At 41.7% G+C, this 19,833-nt stretch carries 13 protein-coding genes and 1 tRNA gene; 4 read left to right on the top strand and 10 right to left on the bottom strand.

Features of this window, described 5'->3' with window-relative positions:
- Positions 1 to 19 precede the first annotated feature (19 nt).
- Complete coding sequence (locus tag ACNS8M_RS11380; protein WP_168460024.1) at positions 20 to 1,048, bottom strand: hypothetical protein; 1,029 nt, start codon at positions 1,046 to 1,048, stop codon at positions 20 to 22.
- 19 nt (positions 1,049 to 1,067) lie between these two features.
- Positions 1,068 to 2,105, bottom strand: coding sequence for a tRNA preQ1(34) S-adenosylmethionine ribosyltransferase-isomerase QueA (gene queA, locus ACNS8M_RS11375; protein WP_419224813.1), 1,038 nt, complete (start codon positions 2,103 to 2,105; stop codon positions 1,068 to 1,070).
- 178 nt (positions 2,106 to 2,283) lie between these two features.
- Here queA and ACNS8M_RS11370 point away from each other — a divergent pair.
- Positions 2,284 to 2,370: transfer RNA gene (locus ACNS8M_RS11370), tRNA-Leu, on the top strand.
- A gap of 307 nt (positions 2,371 to 2,677) precedes the next feature.
- On the opposite strand, the gene ACNS8M_RS11365 is transcribed toward ACNS8M_RS11370, so the two are convergent.
- Positions 2,678 to 4,909, bottom strand: a complete 2,232-nt coding sequence (locus tag ACNS8M_RS11365) for an NADP-dependent isocitrate dehydrogenase (RefSeq protein WP_168541464.1) — start codon at positions 4,907 to 4,909, stop codon at positions 2,678 to 2,680.
- Between the two features lie 814 nt (positions 4,910 to 5,723).
- On the opposite strand from ACNS8M_RS11365, the gene ACNS8M_RS11360 reads away from it, so the two are divergent.
- A complete protein-coding gene (locus ACNS8M_RS11360; protein WP_168541579.1) occupies positions 5,724 to 6,992 on the top strand; it encodes a sensor histidine kinase in 1,269 nt (422 codons plus the stop codon).
- 97 nt (positions 6,993 to 7,089) lie between these two features.
- Here ACNS8M_RS11360 and ACNS8M_RS11355 read toward each other — a convergent pair whose 3' ends face one another.
- Genes ACNS8M_RS11355 through ACNS8M_RS11345 form a run of 3 tightly spaced genes read right to left on the bottom strand, consistent with a single transcriptional unit; the run spans position 7,090 to position 11,879 of the window.
- Positions 7,090 to 8,538, bottom strand: coding sequence for an efflux transporter outer membrane subunit (locus ACNS8M_RS11355; RefSeq protein WP_168541462.1), 1,449 nt, complete (start codon positions 8,536 to 8,538; stop codon positions 7,090 to 7,092).
- Positions 8,539 to 8,563: 25 nt separating this feature from the next.
- On the bottom strand, positions 8,564 to 10,543 hold the full coding sequence (locus ACNS8M_RS11350; protein ID WP_168541577.1) for a MacB family efflux pump subunit: 1,980 nt from the start codon (positions 10,541 to 10,543) through the stop codon (positions 8,564 to 8,566).
- Between the two features lie 7 nt (positions 10,544 to 10,550).
- Positions 10,551 to 11,879, bottom strand: a complete 1,329-nt coding sequence (locus tag ACNS8M_RS11345; RefSeq protein WP_168541460.1) for an efflux RND transporter periplasmic adaptor subunit — start codon at positions 11,877 to 11,879, stop codon at positions 10,551 to 10,553.
- A gap of 414 nt (positions 11,880 to 12,293) precedes the next feature.
- Here ACNS8M_RS11345 and ACNS8M_RS11340 point away from each other — a divergent pair, with 414 nt between their 5' ends.
- Entirely contained in the window at positions 12,294 to 12,743 is a 450-nt protein-coding gene (locus ACNS8M_RS11340) for a bacteriohemerythrin (protein ID WP_160243533.1), read from the top strand.
- Positions 12,744 to 12,789: 46 nt separating this feature from the next.
- Here ACNS8M_RS11340 and holA read toward each other — a convergent pair whose 3' ends face one another.
- From holA to ACNS8M_RS11320, 4 genes are all read right to left on the bottom strand, one after another.
- Positions 12,790 to 13,788: a DNA polymerase III subunit delta gene (holA, locus tag ACNS8M_RS11335; protein WP_168541458.1), complete on the bottom strand. Its 999-nt coding sequence runs from the start codon at positions 13,786 to 13,788 to the stop codon at positions 12,790 to 12,792.
- Between the two features lie 21 nt (positions 13,789 to 13,809).
- Positions 13,810 to 14,340, bottom strand: coding sequence for an LPS assembly lipoprotein LptE (gene lptE / locus ACNS8M_RS11330; RefSeq protein WP_004974973.1), 531 nt, complete (start codon positions 14,338 to 14,340; stop codon positions 13,810 to 13,812).
- Between the two features lie 196 nt (positions 14,341 to 14,536).
- On the bottom strand, positions 14,537 to 17,158 hold the full coding sequence (leuS, locus tag ACNS8M_RS11325) for a leucine--tRNA ligase (RefSeq protein WP_168525553.1): 2,622 nt from the start codon (positions 17,156 to 17,158) through the stop codon (positions 14,537 to 14,539).
- Positions 17,159 to 17,290: 132 nt separating this feature from the next.
- Positions 17,291 to 17,656, bottom strand: coding sequence for a DUF4124 domain-containing protein (locus tag ACNS8M_RS11320; RefSeq protein WP_168541456.1), 366 nt, complete (start codon positions 17,654 to 17,656; stop codon positions 17,291 to 17,293).
- 332 nt (positions 17,657 to 17,988) lie between these two features.
- On the opposite strand from ACNS8M_RS11320, the gene ACNS8M_RS11315 reads away from it, so the two are divergent.
- Positions 17,989 to 19,371: an IS200/IS605 family accessory protein TnpB-related protein gene (locus tag ACNS8M_RS11315; protein ID WP_419224812.1), complete on the top strand. Its 1,383-nt coding sequence runs from the start codon at positions 17,989 to 17,991 to the stop codon at positions 19,369 to 19,371.
- The last annotated feature ends 462 nt before the right edge of the window (positions 19,372 to 19,833 follow it).

Below are 19,833 nucleotides of genomic sequence, written 5' to 3'. Positions count from 1 at the left end.
TTGCCCCAAGACCATTTTCTTATTCAAGAAAATCAACTAAATCGGTTTGTAATTGTTCCAAATAAGGTAATTTAAAAGTGCGTAAGTGTCCACGTAATGCTGAAATATCTTGAATATTTTTTGCTTTACTGGAAATTTCAAACAGATTTTTGCTGCCTAAAAAACATAAGGTGTGTCGTTCAGGGTGAAACAATAAATCCCCTTGCTGATGCTGGAAAAAATCATCCAGTTTTAACACCAGAGCGGGGCTGAGTGTGCGCGCCATTTGAATCGCATCACTACCAAAGAAATTGAGTTTTTGATTCAGTCGGATGTCACTGGTATGCCATGGTACATGGTAGGGCGCACCAAAAGTTTTTTTATTGGTGCTAATGGCTAAACCTTGAATTTTCACATCAAAGACAAAGACACCCGATAAATAGCGCACCACTTCTTTGACTTTATAATCATTGCCATTTTTGTCTTTAATACGTATTTCACTGACATAGCGGTATTCAAAAAGCAAAACCTGATGTTGTTTGCCCTGTTGATCAAGCCAAACGGTACTGGCATAGCGGGTAATGTCATTGGAAAGATTACCCAAATGAAATAAGGGGAACATCGCTTTTAAATGGGCGATAAAGTAAATGGGTTGCAAGGTTTTGGCGAGGTGCTGCGGTGGTTGTTGCCATGCCAGTTGGTAGCGTTGAGCAATGCTTTCCTGTTCTAAAAAAGCAATGACTTCTTTAATGGGATCATCTTGTTCATAGGTAATAAATGCCCAAAAAATACAGACTACACCAATCAGCAAACAAAATTGCAGCCAAATATTACTCGGTTGAATCAAGAGTAATAAACAGAATAGCACACCTATAATGCCCAGCAGTATCGGCAAAACATTTTCAAATTTTAAGGTAATGTCATCTTGCCAAGGGTGCAAACCATCCAAAATTTCTTGATGGCTTTGGGCTTTTTTTCCAATATCCCAAAGCCGCGCGATATTGCGAAATACTCGCTTATTCTTCTTACGTCGAATGTGAATGGAGTGTTGGACAGTATCGAGCGGCATGGAGGTTCTTCACAAAGGCTTAGGCTTGCGCTTGGTCAATCAGCATGGCATCGCCATAACTAAAGAAGCGATAGTGTTCTGACACGGCATGTTGATAAGCGCACATCACGTTCTCACGACTTGATAAGGCAGAAACTAGCATCAATAGTGTCGATTCAGGCAAGTGGAAATTGGTAATAAGGCGATCTACCACTTTAAACTGATAACCAGGATAGATAAAAATTTGTGTATCGCCCGTCCATGCAGCCAATTCGCCGCCGTGAGCTTGTGCTGCACTTTCTACAGCACGGGTAGCGGTGGTACCCACTGAAATGACTTTATTGCCACGTGCTTTGGTGGCACGAATTAAATCTACAGCAGCGTCTGAGACCTCACACCATTCACTGTGCATAACATGATTGGCAATGTCATCGGTACGTACAGGTAAGAAAGTACCTGCACCTACATGTAAGGTCACGAAGGTTTTTTGAATACCTTTATCTGCTAATTGTTGCAGCAAAGCTTCATCAAAGTGCAGGCTTGCTGTAGGCGCTGCCACACTGGCAAGTTTGCTCGGGTCATTAAATACGGTCTGATAGCGTTCGGTATCAATCGCTTCTGCTTCACGGTTAAAGTAGGGGGGAATAGGCAGCTGCCCATAAGCATCTAACACGTCTAAAATGGGTTGTGAAAACTCAACAATAAACAAGTTTTCATGGCGTCCCTGCACGGTTACTTTTACCGCATCTGGCCCGATAAACAGTTCAGCCCCAGCTTTGGGTGAATTGCTGGCTTTAATATGACAATGCGCAATAAAACGATCTTGCAGGCGCTCTACCAAGACTTCTACTGCACCGCCTGTTGCGCGTTTACCCTTAAGGCGTGCTTTCATAACTTTGGTATCATTCAGTACCAATAAATCGCCCGCTTCGAGTAAATTCAGTAAATCGGTAAATTGATGGTCATGGTATTGACCTTGTGCATCGAGATGCAGCAGGCGAGAAGCACTACGGCTTGCAAGTGGATAACGTGCAATAAGTTCATCGGGGAGATCAAAACTGAAGTCAGAAAGCTGCATGATAAAAACAAGTCAGAAAACTAGAAAAAACTGCGCTTAGTATATGCTTTTTTAAGTTTTATAGATGAAATTGGTCGATTATAAATCAAAAAAATGACAGCTGATTTAATTTTAAACAATTGCAAAAAACTTGCGTTGACAAGCCGTCAAAAAAGTTTATTATACCCATCAACACCTACCCGAGGTGGTGAAATTGGTAGACGCGGCGGACTCAAAATCCGCTGTCAGAGATGACGTGTCGGTTCGAGTCCGACCCTCGGGACCATATAAAAGAAAAGCCCTCAAGCATATTCAGACTTGGGGGCTTTTTTATTGTCTGGAAAATTGTTTGGAAGTCGGTCAATTATTTGAATATTCTCAAATTTTTTAAAAGAAGGTAGTGGTTTACTTAAATTTAACTTTCTTGGTTCATGAATCAGAATGAGCAGACAGAATAAGAAATAAAGATATATTTGAGGATATAGCTAACTTTTCAGAATCTTTATTAGTTTGCTTATAACAAAAAAACCAGTGTTTACACACTGGTTTTTTGTAGAACAAGCACTGAATAGAATCAGTGCTGGGTCATAGCATTAAACAGTTTCAAGTGCTGCGTTGAATGTTGCGCTTGGACGCATAACAGCATTCACTTTAGCTTGGTCAACTGCATAGTAACCACCGATATCAACCGATTTGCCTTGAACTTCTGCAAGTTCCGCCACGATTTTTTCTTCGTTATCTGCCAAAGCTTTTGCAAGTGGTGCAAACTTAGCTTTTAACTCAGCATCCTGGTCTTGGTTTGCAAGCGCTTCTGCCCAGAATTTTGCAAGGTAGAAGTGGCTGCCACGGTTGTCCAGCTCGCCAGTACGACGTGATGGAGATTTATCGTTGTCTAGAAGCTTGCCAGTTGCTGCATCTAAAGTCTGAGCAAGAAGTTTTGCTTTTGCATTGTCTTCTTTAATGCCCATTTCTTCTAAAGAAACAGCTAGTGCAAGGAACTCACCTAATGAATCCCAACGTAAGTGGTTTTCTTCAACCAACTGTTGTACGTGTTTCGGTGCTGAACCACCCGCACCAGTTTCGTACATACCGCCGCCTGCCATTAATGGAACAATAGAAAGCATCTTCGCAGATGTACCTAGCTCCATAATTGGGAACAAGTCAGTTAAGTAGTCACGTAAAATGTTACCAGTCACAGAAATGGTGTCTAGACCACGCGCAACACGCTCAAGCGTATAACGCATTGCACGAACTTGCGACATGATTTGAATGTCTAGACCTGTGGTGTCGTGATCTTTCAAGTATTTTTGTACTTTCTTGATCAATTCATTTTCGTGTGGACGGTATGGGTCAAGCCAGAAAATTGCAGGCATGCCTGAGTTGCGTGCACGTGTAACTGCAAGTTTAACCCAGTCGCGGATTGGTGCATCTTTCACCTGACACATACGCCAGATATCACCTTCTTCCACATTTTGCGTCATCAACACTTCACCTGTTTCTAGGTCAGTGATGTTGGCAATACCAGCTTCAGGAATTTCAAATGTCTTGTCGTGAGAACCGTATTCTTCAGCTTTTTGCGCCATCAAACCAACGTTTGGCACAGTACCCATGGTACGTGGGTCAAAGTTGCCGTTCCACTTACAGAAATTGATCATTTCTTGGTAAATACGTGCGAACGTAGATTCTGGCATTACTGCTTTACAGTCATACTGCTTACCATCAGCACCCCACATTTTACCGCCACCACGAATCATTGCAGGCATAGATGCGTCAACAATTACGTCGTTTGGTGAGTGGAAGTTGGTGATGCCTTTCGCTGAATCTACCATTGCAAGCGCAGGGCGGTGTTCTTGGCAAGCGTGTAAATCTTCAATGATTTCTTCGCGTAAAGAAGTTGGTAAGGTTGCAATCTTTTCATAAAGACCAGCCATACCGTTGTTTACGTTAATGCCAAGCTCTTCAAACAATTTACCATGTTTTTCAAACGCTTCTTTATAGTAAATTTTTACACAGTGACCAAATACGATTGGGTGAGATACCTTCATCATGGTCGCTTTTACGTGTAAAGAGAACAAAATGCCTGCTTCTTTACAATCATCTAATTCTTTTTCATAGAAGTCGCAAAGTGCTTTTTTGCTCATGAACATTGAATCGATGATTTCACCGTCAAGTAACGCAACTTTTTCTTTCAGTACAATGGTTTCACCAGACTGAGTGACGAGTTCCATTTTTACGTTACGTGCACGGTCTAAAGTCATAGATTTTTCACCGTGGTAGAAGTCGCCTTCATCCATGTGTGAAACGTGCGTTTGAGACCATTGCTTCCACTCGCTCATAGAGTGCGGGTGTTTTTTCGCATAGTTTTTCACAGCAGCAGGTGCACGACGGTCTGAGTTACCTTCACGTAATACAGGGTTTACTGCAGAACCTAAGCATTTGCCAAAACGTGCGCGAAGTGCTTGCTCTTCTTCAGTGCTTGGGTTTTCAGGATAGTCAGGAATCGCAAAACCTTTTGCCTGTAATTCTTTAATACATGCAACCAATTGCGCAACTGAAGCACTGATATTTGGGAGTTTGATGATGTTTGTATCTGGATCTTGCGTGAGACGTCCGAGCTCTGCGAGGTTGTCGGCAACCTTTTGTTCTTCGCTAAGGTAATCTGAAAATTCAGCGAGTACGCGTGCAGCAACAGAAATGTCAGTTTTGACAATTTCAACGCCCGCAGGTTTGGTAAAGGTCTCAATGATCGGCAGCAACGAGTAAGTCGCCAGTAGCGGCGCCTCATCGGTCAGTGTATAAATGATTTTTGACTTTCCACCAGCCATATATAGCCCCTTGCTTTGATTAAGTTTTTAGGAGCCAGATTTAGACTCAGCTCCTGCGAACCGATTTGCTTAATTTAACCTTGAGAGTATCGACTCTCCGTGTATTTCAGTCAACGTAGATCCTGTGATAACGACATTTCGCTACGAAATGATGTGTCGCATTTGTGCTGAGCATGTGCCGAATCTTATGCAAAGTTTGCTCAATGCCGAACATAAAACCCGTCTTCGGTATTTACGATGGAAATACGAGCCAAATCGTATAAATGATGATCAGGTCATCAAAAGTAGTTGTTATTTTATTATAAATTAATAAGATGATTGTTCGACTTAAGTCGTATGTTTGAAAAATAACCGATAGAAAGAGCCTTGTTACATATTTACACAGCTTATTTTGTAAAATTATCAAGCATTTATAAGTTAAGTTTAATATTGGTGATGACGTAAAATCTTGTAACTTTGCAAAGGTGTATGAGGTTGCTATAGCTTATACACACATAAAAGGTCTGACTTATATGTAAAAAGTTTATAAAAGTTAACAAATTATGACTATTTTATTGGAATTGGCTCTATCTATAATCACGCACAGTCAGTTTTTAGAACACAAATACAGCACATGAACAGACTTTAAATTGTCTGAACAATAACGAAAACATTAACAACTAAATGTCTAAACTGCTTTTGTTCAATAAAATGATTTTAATACTTGTACTTTGTGTTAAAATTTGTTAATGAAAAAAGTTAGATTGGTGATTTTTTATTTCTTTATTTCAAAATCGAATGCCTATCTTTAAGGATAATCATGCACGAGGCAAAAATGAAAATACAGCTGCTTGAAATTGGTCCTGAAACGGAACAGCTGAGTGCTTGCACACTGTCATTATTATTGGGGGTGCATACGCAAGCCAACCAAATTGATGGCTTTATGAAATTTTCCCGTCAAATGTTGCAGGTTGAGCATGCTATTTTAACCTTTCGCAATGAACCTTATATTTGGTATTCTAGTCACGAAACTTTTAAAGCTTTTCATTCCAATCCAAATGCACAGCTAGGTGCATTCTTTCAGGGTCAGCAATTGATTGAACCCAAGCATCCGCAATATGCTAACTTTGTGCAGCATATTGCAAGTTTGGGTATAGAGGCTGAACGCTTAATTGCCTTGGACTTGCTTAAAACCGATGGTGAATCGATTGGTCAGCTGTTGTTGTTTGATCATCATCAAGATGAATTCAGTTTGGGTGCAGTACCCACGGTTGCCGAGTTCGCAGCAGGTTTGGTGCGTTATATTGAATTAAAAGTTGATTATGTTGGGTTAAAAGAACTGTACGAACAGCAGTCGGCTTTAAATTTTAGTAAAACAAAGTTTTTCCAAATTATTGCGCATGACCTGCGTGCACCCTTTCATGGTTTATTGGGTTTTTCTGAAGTTTTGGCGCAAGAGCGTGAAACTTTGGATGATTCGAGTATTCAAAATATTGCGGACTATTTATTTGATACCGCGCAATCGACCTACAATTTATTGGAAAGTCTGTTGAACTGGGCAATGGCTGAAGGTGGACGATTTGTCTACCATCCAATCAATTTTGAGTTGAAGCAATCGACTAAAATTGTCTGTGATGTTTTAAGAAGTCTAGCCATTAAAAAGAATATTGAGCTCATTGATCAGGTGGATGAAGGCATAAAAGTCTATGCAGACATCAACATGATTACTTCGGTGATTCAAAACTTGGTGTCTAATGCTTTGAAATTTACCAGTACAGATGGCACTGGCAAAGTCATTTTAAGCGTGCAGGCGACTGAAACGAGTGTAGATATTTATATTCGTGATACAGGCTTGGGTATGACCCCACAGCAGTTGGAAAACTTGTTTGAACAAAAACTCACTGTAAGCTTTAAAGGTACTGCGGGTGAAAAAGGCACGGGCTTAGGTTTGGTCTTGTGTAAGCGCTTTGTCGATTTAAACCATGGACAAATTGTGGCGGAATCTAAAGAAGGCGAGGGTACAACCTTTAAAGTGAGTTTACCCGTGGCGACCAGTACGCATCAGGTTTTAAGCAAAGAAGCGATACTTTCAGAGAAAATTTAAGTCACAATCTAAATTTGCTGAACATATTTTAAAAAGCCTGTCGGTGGCATTATGCACTGACAGGCTTTTTGGTTTTTAAAGCGATGCTGAATAATATTTATGGCTGTTGTGGCAATTGCTGCAATGGACTACCACCTAAGGCTTGTAATAATGTTACATAAGCATTGTATTGATTTTGCTTGGTTTGCAATAGGTTTAAACGCGCATTCCGTGTTGTGGCTTGAGCATCCAAAAGGTTTTTTAAAGCAATCGCACCGTGGCGATAACGGACTTCAGTCAGACGTTCCGTTTTCTCTGCCAACAGTAAATTCTGCATTTGTAAATTGACCTGACGATCTAATTCAGAGCGTGCAGACAAGGCATTTTCAACATCAGCAAAGGCTTGGTACAAGGTTTGTCGATATTGCACAATGGCTTTTTCATATTCTAGCGCATTGACTTTTAAATCACGCTGCATATCGTTCCATTGTAAAAACGGCAGTGTTAGCCCTGCACCTAAAGTAGCAATTGGATTCTTGAGCGCATCACTTAAAGAAGTGTGTGCACCAGTACCAACACCTGTACTGAGTGTGCCAGTTAGGCTAATAGATGGATAGTAACTGGCTTTATTGGCATCTTTGTTGGCCAGTGCTTTGCGTAAACGAAGCTCCGCAGCATTTAAATCTGGGCGGCGGGATAAAAGCTCCGCAGGTAATCCTGCATGAATTTTAGGTAGGCTAATGGCACCTAAGCGTTTGGGTTCTGCAATGTTTAGCATTTGCACAGGTTGATGGAGCAAGACCGCCAAAGCAGTACGAGTTGCTACTTTTTGCTGCGCTATTTGGCTGAGTGTGGCTTTTTGGCTTTGTAAGGCTTGTTCTGCCTGCGTTAAATCTAAACCAGAGACAGCGCCTGCACGGTATTGTGCATTGACCAATTGATAGGTTTTTTCAGTGCTGGCCAAATTTTGCTGTGCGACAGTTAAATGTTCATTTAAATAGCCCAATTGCCAGTATAAATTGGCAGTGGTTGCAATCAAACCTTGGGCAGTCGCCTGTAAATCTTGTTCGGTGGCTAGGGCTTCCCAACGTGCAGCTTCAGTCTGATTGGCCAGTTTGCCAAACAAATCCAATTCATAGCTTAGCCCTGGGTAGTTCAATGAGATTCCACGGGTACGGTCACCATCGCCGTCTAGGCTAATTTGATGTCCTGTGGAAATTCCTGCAGTGCCAATTCGGACGCCTTGCTGACTCTGGCTTTGTTTTGCTTGTAATCTCGCTTGCTGTAAATTCAGCCCTGCAACAGCGAGGTCACTGTTTTGTGCGAGTACTTGCTCAACAAGTTGATTTAAGGCGGCATCATTAAACAACGTCCACCAACGGTCAGTGTTCAGTTGGCTATGAATTTGCTGACTGCTGAGGCGCTGTTGTTCAAATTGGCTTGGAATTTCAACAGCAGGGGCTTGGTAAGGGGTTTTGACCACTGCGGCACACCCCACCAAACTGCTGCCCAAAAGTAGTGCGGTTGCCAGTTGGCTGAATGTTCGTGCTTTGGAATTTAATTGCATGAGAGTTCCTTATTCTAAGACCGCATCATTCTCTAGAGAGTGCATCGACAGGGTTGAGTTGTGCGGCATTACGTGCAGGAATAAAACCAAACACAATACCAATCAGGCTTGAGCAGACAAAGGCTGCAACAATAGAGGTGGTTGAATACGCCATTTGAAAAGTACCGCCTGCAAAATGGCTAATCACTTGCCCAATGCCTAAAGCCAGTAATACCCCTAAAACGCCCCCTAAAATGCAGACTAAAATTGCTTCAATTAAAAATTGCTGCAAAATATCGCTTTGTCGTGCACCTACGGCCATACGCACCCCAATCTCTTGTGTACGCTCTGTGACAGAAACCAGCATAATATTCATTACACCAATTCCTCCGACCACTAAGGAAATCACAGCAATTGCAGAAACCAGCAGGGTCATGGTGGCTGTAGTTTGCTGAATAGTTTCACGAATACTGTCAGAGTTTTGCGTAAAGACATCTTGTGCGCCATGTCGCTGAACCAATAGACTTAAAATGGCATTTTCTGCTGCAGCGCTAGGGTATTCATCTTTCACACGTACAATAATACTGCGTACATGACTTTGACCTAGCATGCGGCTCATTACGGTCGAGTAAGGTAAATACACATTTAAGCTGTCAGAACTGCCCATCATGCTTTTTTGTTCTTCTACCACTCCAATAATACGGCTTGGCACACTGCCCAATAAAATCACTTGCCCGACAGGATTGCTGCCATCACTAAAAAACGTATTTTTTGTGTTGTGATCAATCACCACATCTTGGGCTTGTTCAATTACGCTGTGTTTATCAAACGGTTGCCCAGACTGAAAATTCATGCCACGTACATAGAAAAAGTCTTCACTAACTCCATTGACTGTGGCTGAGGCTTCCGTGTCTTTAAAACGTACTGTGACATTGCTGTTGACTGAAGGGCTGACACCATCTACATAGGGCTGTTCTGCTAAAGCATCGGCATCGGCAGGAACCAGTGTTCTGACTTGAGAGGAGCGAGAAGTATCTCCAAAACCTCGCCCCTGAAATACGGTGATGGTATTAGTGCCTAAACTGCTGATATTTTCTAAAATCTGCTTTTGTGAACCATTGCCTAGTGCCACCACTGACACGACCGAGGCAATCCCAATAATAATGCCAAGCATGGTTAAAAAAGTACGCATGCGATGTGCATTCATGGCCAGTAATGCCATGCGGAAAGCTTCGCCTAAGCGGTCTAGTGCAGAACGCCAAGCTGAGGTCTTTTTTTGTGGTGGATGTTCCAGCGTTTGTTGAGCAATCTGTTCCTGATCGGTAGGTGTGTTCGGTTGATCGGAAACGATAAGACCATCACTGATTTCAATAATCCGTGTGGCATTTTTGGCGACATTGTGGTCATGTGTGACTAAAATAATGGTGTGACCTTTGGCATTTAGTTCACGCAAAATGCGCATGACTTCAATACCACTATTCTTGTCGAGTGCACCTGTTGGCTCATCGGCTAGAATCACATCGCCGCCATTCATCAGGGCGCGAGCAATGGACACACGTTGCTGCTGCCCGCCTGAAAGTTGACTCGGTCTGTTCTGGGTTTTATCTGTCAAGCCTAAATCACTCAGCAATGCGGTAGCACGTGCTTGGCGTTCTGCGGCATCGGCACCTGCATAAATTGCGGGAACTTCGACATTACCCGCAGCGCTTAAATCACCCAATAAATGGTAGCGCTGGAAAATAAAGCCAAAATACTCACGCCGTAGTTGTGCCAATTCGTCGGCTTCGAGCTGTCGGGTTTCGCGTCCTTTAACTTTGTAGCTGCCTGTAGTAGGTTGGTCAAGGCAGCCTAGAATATTCATAAGCGTGGATTTACCAGAACCCGATTGCCCCACAATAGCAACCAACTCACCTGGGTAAATTTCCAGATCAATCCCTTTAAGAATTTGTACGGTCGATTCACCAGCAGGAAATTCTCGGGTCAGGTCTTTGACCGCTAAGAGTGGCTGTGTTTGGTGCTGCGGCATGCTCATATTACATTCTCACCGAAGGGCCAACACGTCCACTACGTTTCGCTGCATCGTTCAATGTATCAGAACCATCTGCAATAATCACTTGATCACCCAGTTTTAAGCCGCGAATGACTTGTACGGTTGCACGGTTGTTTAGCCCGAGCAATACAGGTTGCGGCTGGGCTGAACCATCAGCCTGTAAAACACGTACTGTGCCTAAAGACGCTTTGCCTTGATCTATAAGTGCTTTTTCATTGGCCGTGAGTTCTAAGCGGGCAGGGCGGTTTGAGGTATTTTCATCTGTTTTGTTGTGTTCAGTACGTGCAGGTGTGTCTGCATTGTTGCTACGACCACGTGAGCGATTGGAGCCTTGCACGGCAGCAGCTGGAATTGTGAGTACGTTACGTGCTTCGGCCAATACAATCGACACTTGTGCTGTCATGTTAATGCGCAGCTTGCCATCTTCATTGGGTACATCAAATAAGGCGTTGTAATACACTGCATTGCTAGATGAAGAAGAGCTACTATTACTGGTTTCGGTATTAATAGATTTTGGTGCAGGTTCAACTTGGCGTAAGGCTGCGTAATGCTTTTTCTCACTGTTGCCCAAAGTGGTGAAATAAACGGTTTGACCTTCTTCGACCTTCATCACATCTGCTTCAGAAATTTCTGCTTTTACAGTCATGGTGTCTAATTTAGCCAGTTTGACAATGGTGGGTGCACTTTGGTTGGCGTTTACGGTTTGACCCTCTTCGGTCACAATCGCCACCACAGTGCCGTCCATGGGTGCAAGAATTTGGGTATAGCCTAAATTTTCTTTAGAAGTGTCTAAGGTTAGGCGGGACTGTTCAATTTGAGCATTGATTGCAGCAATCTCGGCTTGTGCCGTTTTATAGTTGGCTAAAGCACTTTCCAGTTCAGCGCGTGAAGTGGCATCTTGAGCATACATGGCTTGTTGACGTTGATATTCTGCTGCGACTTTGGCGAGATTGGCTTGTCTGACTGCCAATTGTGCCTGCTGATTTTTAATACTGGCTTGTGCGGTTTTAAATTCGTTTTCCTGACGTACCGAATCAATTTGGGCAATCAATTGGCCTTGTTTGACCTGATCACCCAATTCGACATACATTTTTTTGACCTGACCTGAAACCTGCGCACCGACACTGACCATTTTGGTGGCTTCAAGTACGCCTGTTGCCAAAACCGCACTTTCAATATCGCCACGGCTGACTTCAGCGGTGATGTATTGCGGCTGCTCTGTTTTTGGTTTGAAAAAATACCATGCTGCAAGTGCAACTAAACAGGCAATCACAATTCCCAGAATAAGTTTGGTCGATTTTATTTTTGGCATGAGTCAAAAAAAGCAGAAAAAGAAATTAAGGGAATTATAGAAGCGAAATAAGGATAAATTGTGAATTTTTTAAAGAAATTGCAAATGAGAATTATTATCTGACTTTAAGGTAATTGAAGTGCTTATTAATTGCATCACACAGTGACATAAATTTGCCCTAATTTAAGTCAATTTACCCCAGCACTATTTTAGTTCATCTTTATGATATTTTTATGAATTCTAATGAAAATTTAGTTGAAACTACAACTATGGTCTAAGAGGATTAAAAAACCTTATTTTCTATATGGATTTAAAAATTAAAAGCAGCTAGTATCGAATTCCATAAAATAATTATGGCTTTAATCATTAGGATAATACGGCATCGGGATGATGCGATAAAACACGACTTTAATCAAAAAATCTGAGGGGTAAATCATGGAATGGAGTGAGAAGTTTAATATTGGAATTGATGTGATTGACAATCAGCATCGTCAAATTTTGGACTATATTAATGCGCTAGAAAAAATTCGGGCCACAGGTGCGCGTGAACAAATTAAAGAAGTTTTAGATGATTTGATTGATTACACACAATCACATTTTAGTTTTGAAGAAAACTTATTGGCGCAGGTGAATTATCAATATTTGCCTTCGCACCGCGGTATTCATGAATTGTTTGTGAAACGTCTGAATGATTGCCGTCAGCGTTTTGCTAATGGCGAATCGGTAGAAAATGATTTGTATCGTTTATTGTCTAAATGGCTAATTAACCATATTCAGCATGATGATCAGGACTATGTCGATGCTGTGCGTGACAATATGCTGCATTATTTGCGTTCGCAAGAACAAAAGAAAGGTAAAAGTTGGTTTGCGCGTTTCTTTAGCTAGGTTTTAGTTTTCACCAACCGCCTAAATCAAAAATTGACTTAAGATATTAGGCAGGTGATGTCGCAAACAGGGTTTTACCGCACAGTTCAGTGATCGCTTGAAGCACCAGATGTTCAGGGTTTTCCTTGGACATCCCTTTAATTGCAGCATCAATGCGTAATAATAAAGCTGGCCAGTGCAAAAAACAGTTTGGGTTTAAACGCCGTAAGGCCTGTTGATAAACACTGACTTTATTTTTCCAAATCCCGAGTTGCAGGGCATTTTGCGGTTGCTCAAATAGTTGCATCAGTAGACGCATTTCTTTGCTGATGCTCCATAAAATCAAACTCATGGCTTCGCCCGAAGCGATTAAGTATTGAAAAATTTTCATGGACTGCGCCAGATTGCCTGCCAGTAAAGCATCATTTAAATCATACGTACTGTAACGGGACTGATCTTGCAGGCAAGCATGTAAATGTTCAATTTGAATCTGTTGAATTTCAGGAAAGGTATCACTCACCCGCATCAAGCTATTTTTTGCAGCCAAAAGGTTGTGTTCATGGTGCTGCTCTAACCATTGCCATGCATCATGCCCTAATTGGATACCTAATTTTTCTGCTTCTAAGGCTAAAATTTGCAGTCGATCTTTGGGGTAATTGGCGGTCAGCGCAACATTGACCCCGTTGGCATCAATTAACTGGAAAAAACTGGATTTTAAGCTGTTGTTGTCCTGTTTAGGCATGACTATCAACAGTAAGTTCTGTTCATTATGCTGAATATAGCTTTTCAGTTGTTTTAGTGTGCTGGCATCAGGCTTGATATTGCCGTGTACTTCAACCGCCAATTGACTCGAAAACAGTGACAGACTGTTTAAGGCATTGAATACATTTTTCCAATCGCTAACGCTATTTAAATCATAACGCTGACGTTCAATATCCTGTTTTTGCCAACTGGCACGAAAAGCATCCAGCAAGTTTTGTTCGAGTAAGGGTTCTTGACCATGCAAAATCCATGCACCGCGTGCTTCATCAACACGTTTTAAGGCTTGTAGATAGTCAAGTTTCATAAAAAATTCGCACTCGAAAACTTATTTAGGGTTTGAATACACAGGTGGGTTGACCAAAGGTAAACGATTAGATGAAATTTGACGCACAATTTGCTGTGCTACATCATCAATAATGACTTCTTTTAAGAATTTTTGTTCCTGATCATCGGTATTCACAGTTGCGACATCGTATTGATAACTGCGCGTTGCCATGACGGTACGAGGTTCGGTGATCGGGTTGCCTTGCGCATCTTCAATACGGAAAGTCACACTCAAACGTAATAAGGTTTCTACCAGTTTGCCATTCAATTCCAAGCGACGTGGCGTATAGTCAAGTACACGCAGTACATAGGCATTAGGGTCATTGCTGAGTTGTACGCCCGCTGTACCCATGTGAATGGAAAGTTTTTCTTCTAATTCTTCAGCATTGCTCGGTAAAGCCAGACTCATTTTTGAATAAGCCACAGGTGCAATGCTTGGATTGGTGCCTTTAAGATGAAAACCACAGCCGACTAAGCCAGCACTGAGTCCACAAGTTAAAACAATGACTGCTAGACGTTGGCTAAAGTGCATGTGCTGTCCTCTGTAATATTCTTGAAAGTTTAAAAGCGGAAGTTGAGAATATCTTGATTGTAGGTGCAAAGCCCATTGACTGACAACGGGCTTTGTTTGGAAATTGTTTTAATTCCTTTTTTGTAGGAGGGTTTAGGGGGATTGTTTTATAAAATCCCTCCAAACCTCCCTTTAAAAAAGGGAGGTTTAAAAGCACTTAAACCACCAAATTCACTAACTTATTCGGTACCACAATTTCTTTCTTGGTTGGCCCAGTCAAGAATGGTTGTACTTCAGGTAAGGCTTTGGCAAGTGCAAGAATGTCTTCTTTAGATGCATCTACTGCTACATCAAGCTTGCCACGTAATTTACCATTTACCTGTACCACAATCGTTTGAGTATTGCGGGTTAATGCAGACTCATCTACGGTTGGGAAGAGGGTTGAAGTTAACTCAATTCCGAACTGTGCCAATAGGGTTTGGCTTAAGTGTGGTGCAAAAGGTGCAAGCAAGGTTAATAAAGTCACAATCGCTTCACGTTCAACGGCAAGGTCTTGTTCATCTTGTGCTTCAAACTTGTTGCACGCATTCAAGAGTTCCATCAAGGCTGCAATTGCAGTGTTAAATGCATGACGACGCTCAATATCATCTCCCACTTTTTGAATGGTTTCATGGGTTTTGCGACGTAAGTCCTGCGCTGCTGTGGCAAGTTTGCTGCTTTCAATAGTCGTTGCATTGCTGCCTTTTTCAAGGAAGCCTGCCGCCAAACGCCATACACGTTTTAAGAAGCGGTTAGCACCTTCTACACCTGCATCTGACCATTCTAAAGACTGATCAGGTGGTGCTGCGAACATCATAAACACACGTGCAGTATCTGCACCGTATTGGTCAATAATCGCTTGCGGGTCGATACCGTTGTTTTTCGATTTCGACATTTTTTCCTGACCGCCAACAATGACCGCTTGACCATCGCCCATATATTTTGCAGAAAGCACACGGCCTTTTTCGTCTTTTTCAAGTTCGATGTCGGCAGGGTTAAACCAAGTTTTCTTACCGCTTTCTGCTTCACGGTAGAAGGTATCTGCCAGTACCATGCCTTGAGTCAGCAAATTGGTGAATGGTTCATTGCCTTGAACTACACCTTCATCACGCATAAGTTTGTGGAAGAAGCGTGCATACAATAAGTGAAGGATCGCATGTTCTACACCACCAATATATTGGTTTACAGGCAACCAAGTTTGCGCAGCTTCTGGTTTGACCATACCGCCAGTAAAGTCTGGAGATGCATAGCGTGCGTAGTACCAAGATGATTCTACAAAAGTATCCAAAGTGTCGGTTTCACGACGTGCTTCGCCACCACAGCAAGGGCAGGTGGTTTGGTAGAATTCAGGCATTTTATTGAGTGGGTTGCCTGAACCATCTGGCACAACATCGGTAGGTAAAATCACAGGCAGTTGATCTTCTGGAACAGGGACTTGGCCACACTTTTCACAGTTGATCATTGGAATTGGGCAACCCCAATAACGTTGGCGTGAAACACCCCAGTCACGTAAGCGGAATTGTACTTTTACATTGGCTAAACCTTGTGGTTCTAATTTTGCCAATAGTGCATCAAATGCTGCTTGGAAATCTAAACCATCAAATTCGCCTGAATTGACCAATTTACCTTCTTTAGAGCCGTACCATTCTTGCCACTGAGTTGCGTTAAAGTCCGTATCTTCAGCACCTTTGGCATCAATCACTTGAATAATTGGCAATTGGAATTTATTAGCAAACTCAAAGTCGCGTTCATCGTGTGAAGGCACGGCCATTACTGCGCCAGAACCGTAAGACATCAACACATAGTTGGCAATCCAAACTGGTAACTCTTTACCTGTCACAGGATGCTTCACAAATAAGCCTGTTGCCATGCCTTTTTTCTCGGCAGTCGCAAGGTCAGCTTCTGCAACAGAACCCATACGGCATTCTTCAATAAACGCTTTCAATTGCTCATTATTTTCTGCGGCTTTTAACGCCATTGGGTGTTCTGCGGCAACAGCCACATAAGTTGCACCCATTAAGGTATCGGCACGCGTGGTAAATACAGTTAAACCATCTGCATAAATTTCAGGATTTGCCGAAGGAAAGGTAATTTCCATCCCTTGAGAACGGCCAATCCAGTTACGCTGCATGGTCAAGACTTGTTGCGGCCAACCATCTTTTAAAGTTTCTAAATCGTCGAGTAACTCTTGGGCATAATCGGTAATACGGAAGTAGTACATTGGAATATCACGTTTTTCTACCAATGCACCTGAACGCCAGCCACGACCATTTTCGACCTGTTCATTGGCTAAAACAGTCTGATCGACAGGATCCCAGTTTACTGTCGAGAGTTTGCGATAAATTAACCCTTTTTTATACAGTTGCACGAATAACCATTGTTCCCAGTGATAATACTCTGGGGTACAGGTGGCAAATTCACGATCCCAATCTACTGCTAAACCCAATTTTTTCAATTGGTCACGCATGTAGGCGATATTTTCAAAGGTCCATTTAGCAGGTGCAACCTGATGGGCAATAGCCGCGTTTTCAGCAGGTAAGCCAAACGCATCCCAACCCATAGGTTGTAATACGGTTTCGCCTTTTAAACGGTGGAAACGACTAATCACATCACCAATGGTGTAGTTACGCACGTGACCCATGTGCAGTTTGCCGCTTGGGTAAGGGAACATCGAGAGGATATAACGATGTGGACCTTCGACAGTGTCGGCAACTTTAAAGGCTTTGCGAGATTCCCAGTCATTCTGGACTTGAGGTTCAATCGCACTGGCTTGATATTCAGGGTCAATGTGAGTAGTCATAAGGTTAAAATCAGGAATAAACGGTTAAAAAAAGTGTGTTGCACAGCATAGCGCAAAATGCAGCAAAAAGTGAATTTTGCGCGCTGGATTGTGCAGGAAAATTTAAGTAGCCAATACTTTGCAGGCTAAAAATTAGAAAACGGCTGGATTGGCACGTTCTTGTTGTGCTTTATTCAAAGCATCATTGGCTTCACGTTGCTGCTGATCCATTACGGGAGTGGGAGCCGTATTGTTAGCATTTGCAGGCGTTGTGCTATTTGCGGGTGCTGTCGTGGCATTGGTAGTTTGATTTGGAATGTTCGGCGCAGAATTTCTCCAGCCATAGGTATCGACCTTTCCTTGTTTTTTTGCAGTTTTAGGTGGAGGTGTGGTGGTGTAATGCGTCGAACCTTTTGCATCGACCCATTTATAGTATTGTTTTGCAGATACCGCACTGGTGCCTAAAATTAACATCAAGCTTGCAGAAAGATAACTCAAGCGACGAACGTGGTTTTCCATTGTAAATGTCCTGAGTAAAGGTGCAAAAGCAGACCTGAAAAAACTAAAGATGAAATTGTCTAAATTTTAGCAAGGATGTGTCAGGATGACAGCACTTTTAGGGGCTTTTTTACACGATAACCTGCGCTATTTGATGAAGAGTAATTAACTATAACTAAAAATATAGACAAATATTTGCATAAGTGCTCATTTTGTCTATATCGATTCAGTAGTGGCAAGGTGGGTATTTATTAGAGATTTAAATGATTATCTTTTGTATTTTAGGTGAGTGTCTTGGTATATTAGCATCCATATCTATTGATTATCCAATCCCTTAACCTAGGCATGACTTTGTGAAATTAACACGCATTCATCACTGTAAAAACTTGAATGTGCAAAAGTACAAACAGCTTGAGAAACAAGCTGTTTTACTTGGTCGTATTCGTAGCGAGGTGTGGGCTAAATATGGTGCTGTTGCAGGTTTGAATATCAGTGACAGAGCTATTCGTGATGCGTGGATGAAAGAAAGTCGTGACTTTGGTGTTTCTGCAAATGCGTGGAAAGAAACGCTACGTGATTGCATAGGTGATATTAAAGCCTATCGAGAAGCATCAAAAGACAAAGTAAAGCAGGCGATCCGAAAACGCACCTCCTGTAATAATGAACAAAAAAGACTATACACCTTGCTTAAAAAAGATGAATGGATGACTGATAATTTCCTCCATCGTCAAATGCGTAATCACTTTAAGCATGGTGTTAATCACACACATAATCAAATTATTGTTCGTGCGGATATGTGTAAAACTTTTGAGTTAAATGGTCAATGTTGGCTTAAAGTGCCGAGTCTAGTCCCTCGACAAACCATTAAAATTCCACTAAACACCACTGTTGATTTTGCGCCACAAGGCACACTTAGAATCATTCTAAAAAACGGTAATGTTGAAGTTCACTCAACTTATGATGCAGTTGAAACACAGGATTGTGGTCAGGAAACAGTAGGTGTTGATAAAGGTTATTCAGAAGCCTTTGTGGATTCTGATGGTGAAGTATATGGCAATGGTTTAGGTAAATTGATCTCAAGTGAATCAGACTACCTAAATCAAAAGTACAAACGTAGAAATAAGCTCAGAGCGATTTCTAAAGCCAAACCGCACAAGAAACAGAAAATTGAGTTAAATAATCTAGGTCGAAAAAAACTAGATAAGCGACAAGATACTCAAAAAGCAAAGCTCAAAACATTAATATTTACAGCAACTCACAAGTTGGTTGATAAAGCCAAAGTGATTGTTGCGGAAGATTTAACATCCCCAATTCAAAGTAAACGCAACTATGGCAAAAACACCAATAGACGCTTAAATACATGGGCTAAAGGTTTGTTAGCTAATGCGCTAACTTCTATATCTCACCGTAGAGGTTCTACGGTGCATCTAGTCAATTCTGCATATACTTCGCAAAGTGATTCTTTCTTGCATGGCCTTTTAATAGGTACACGTAAGGGAGATCGTTTTCACCGTTTCAATGGGGAAGTTGTGCAAGCTGATTGGAATGCTGCGAGAAACGTGCTTGCAAGATTAAACGACAATGAGATAAGTCGTTATACGCCTTACAAAACTGTAAAGCGTATATTGCAAGAACGGACTGACCGCTACAAGTCGGAACTGACCGACTCAGGCTCTAGTTACACGCTTGGCAACAAGACATTAACAGAGTGCGAATTAGTCCTTGACTATGTTTGAATACATTTTAAGGAACAGCGAAACGGCTTTAAAAATAGACGATGCTCAGGGTGCTGTGTTCATTAAAAATGACGTCAAATTTAAAGCCAATTCATAAATAAACAATGTCTATTTTTTTTGACTTATTTTTTATTTTTATGGTTTTGATATGAAAAATTTATAGAAAATAAGGCAAGTGTCTGAAATTATATGTTTTATATGGGAATGTTGGATTTGAGTGAAAATTGTGAAGTACAGCACAAAGCTTAAAAAATGCACTGTTTATGAATAAAGCAGAAAAACCCGATTTTTAAACTTGACTTTAGTCGATGAAACTACAAAAATGCACACTTTAGTTTTATGTGCCTTAGATCGATCACCCTTCGAATAAGTGTCATGTCATGCAATGGGCAACTTCTCTAGCCGAGAAGCTGAACAAAGCTTATAAAATGTGTTTACCCCAACACGTTTTAGATCTCATAT

Source organism: Acinetobacter sp. A2 (genome assembly GCF_048537555.1).
Lineage (GTDB): Bacteria > Pseudomonadota > Gammaproteobacteria > Pseudomonadales > Moraxellaceae > Acinetobacter.
Note: the sequence above shows the minus strand (reverse complement) of the source record. Positions and strands in the feature narration are given on the sequence as shown.

Excerpts from the sequence above, each read along its gene's own strand:
- leuS (WP_168525553.1), bottom strand. The coding sequence starts at position 17,158 with ATGACTACTCACATTGACCCTGAATATCAAGCCAGTGCGATTGAACCT.
- queA (WP_419224813.1), bottom strand. The coding sequence starts at position 2,105 with ATGCAGCTTTCTGACTTCAGTTTTGATCTCCCCGATGAACTTATTGCA.
- ACNS8M_RS11355 (WP_168541462.1), bottom strand. The coding sequence starts at position 8,538 with ATGCAATTAAATTCCAAAGCACGAACATTCAGCCAACTGGCAACCGCA.
- ACNS8M_RS11360 (WP_168541579.1), top strand. The coding sequence starts at position 5,724 with ATGAAAATACAGCTGCTTGAAATTGGTCCTGAAACGGAACAGCTGAGT.
- ACNS8M_RS11345 (WP_168541460.1), bottom strand. The coding sequence starts at position 11,879 with ATGCCAAAAATAAAATCGACCAAACTTATTCTGGGAATTGTGATTGCC.
- ACNS8M_RS11320 (WP_168541456.1), bottom strand. The coding sequence starts at position 17,656 with ATGGAAAACCACGTTCGTCGCTTGAGTTATCTTTCTGCAAGCTTGATG.
- ACNS8M_RS11350 (WP_168541577.1), bottom strand. The coding sequence starts at position 10,543 with ATGCCGCAGCACCAAACACAGCCACTCTTAGCGGTCAAAGACCTGACC.
- ACNS8M_RS11365 (WP_168541464.1), bottom strand. The coding sequence starts at position 4,909 with ATGGCTGGTGGAAAGTCAAAAATCATTTATACACTGACCGATGAGGCG.
- holA (WP_168541458.1), bottom strand. The coding sequence starts at position 13,788 with ATGAAACTTGACTATCTACAAGCCTTAAAACGTGTTGATGAAGCACGC.
- ACNS8M_RS11340 (WP_160243533.1), top strand. The coding sequence starts at position 12,294 with ATGGAATGGAGTGAGAAGTTTAATATTGGAATTGATGTGATTGACAAT.
- ACNS8M_RS11380 (WP_168460024.1), bottom strand. The coding sequence starts at position 1,048 with ATGCCGCTCGATACTGTCCAACACTCCATTCACATTCGACGTAAGAAG.
- lptE (WP_004974973.1), bottom strand. The coding sequence starts at position 14,340 with ATGCACTTTAGCCAACGTCTAGCAGTCATTGTTTTAACTTGTGGACTC.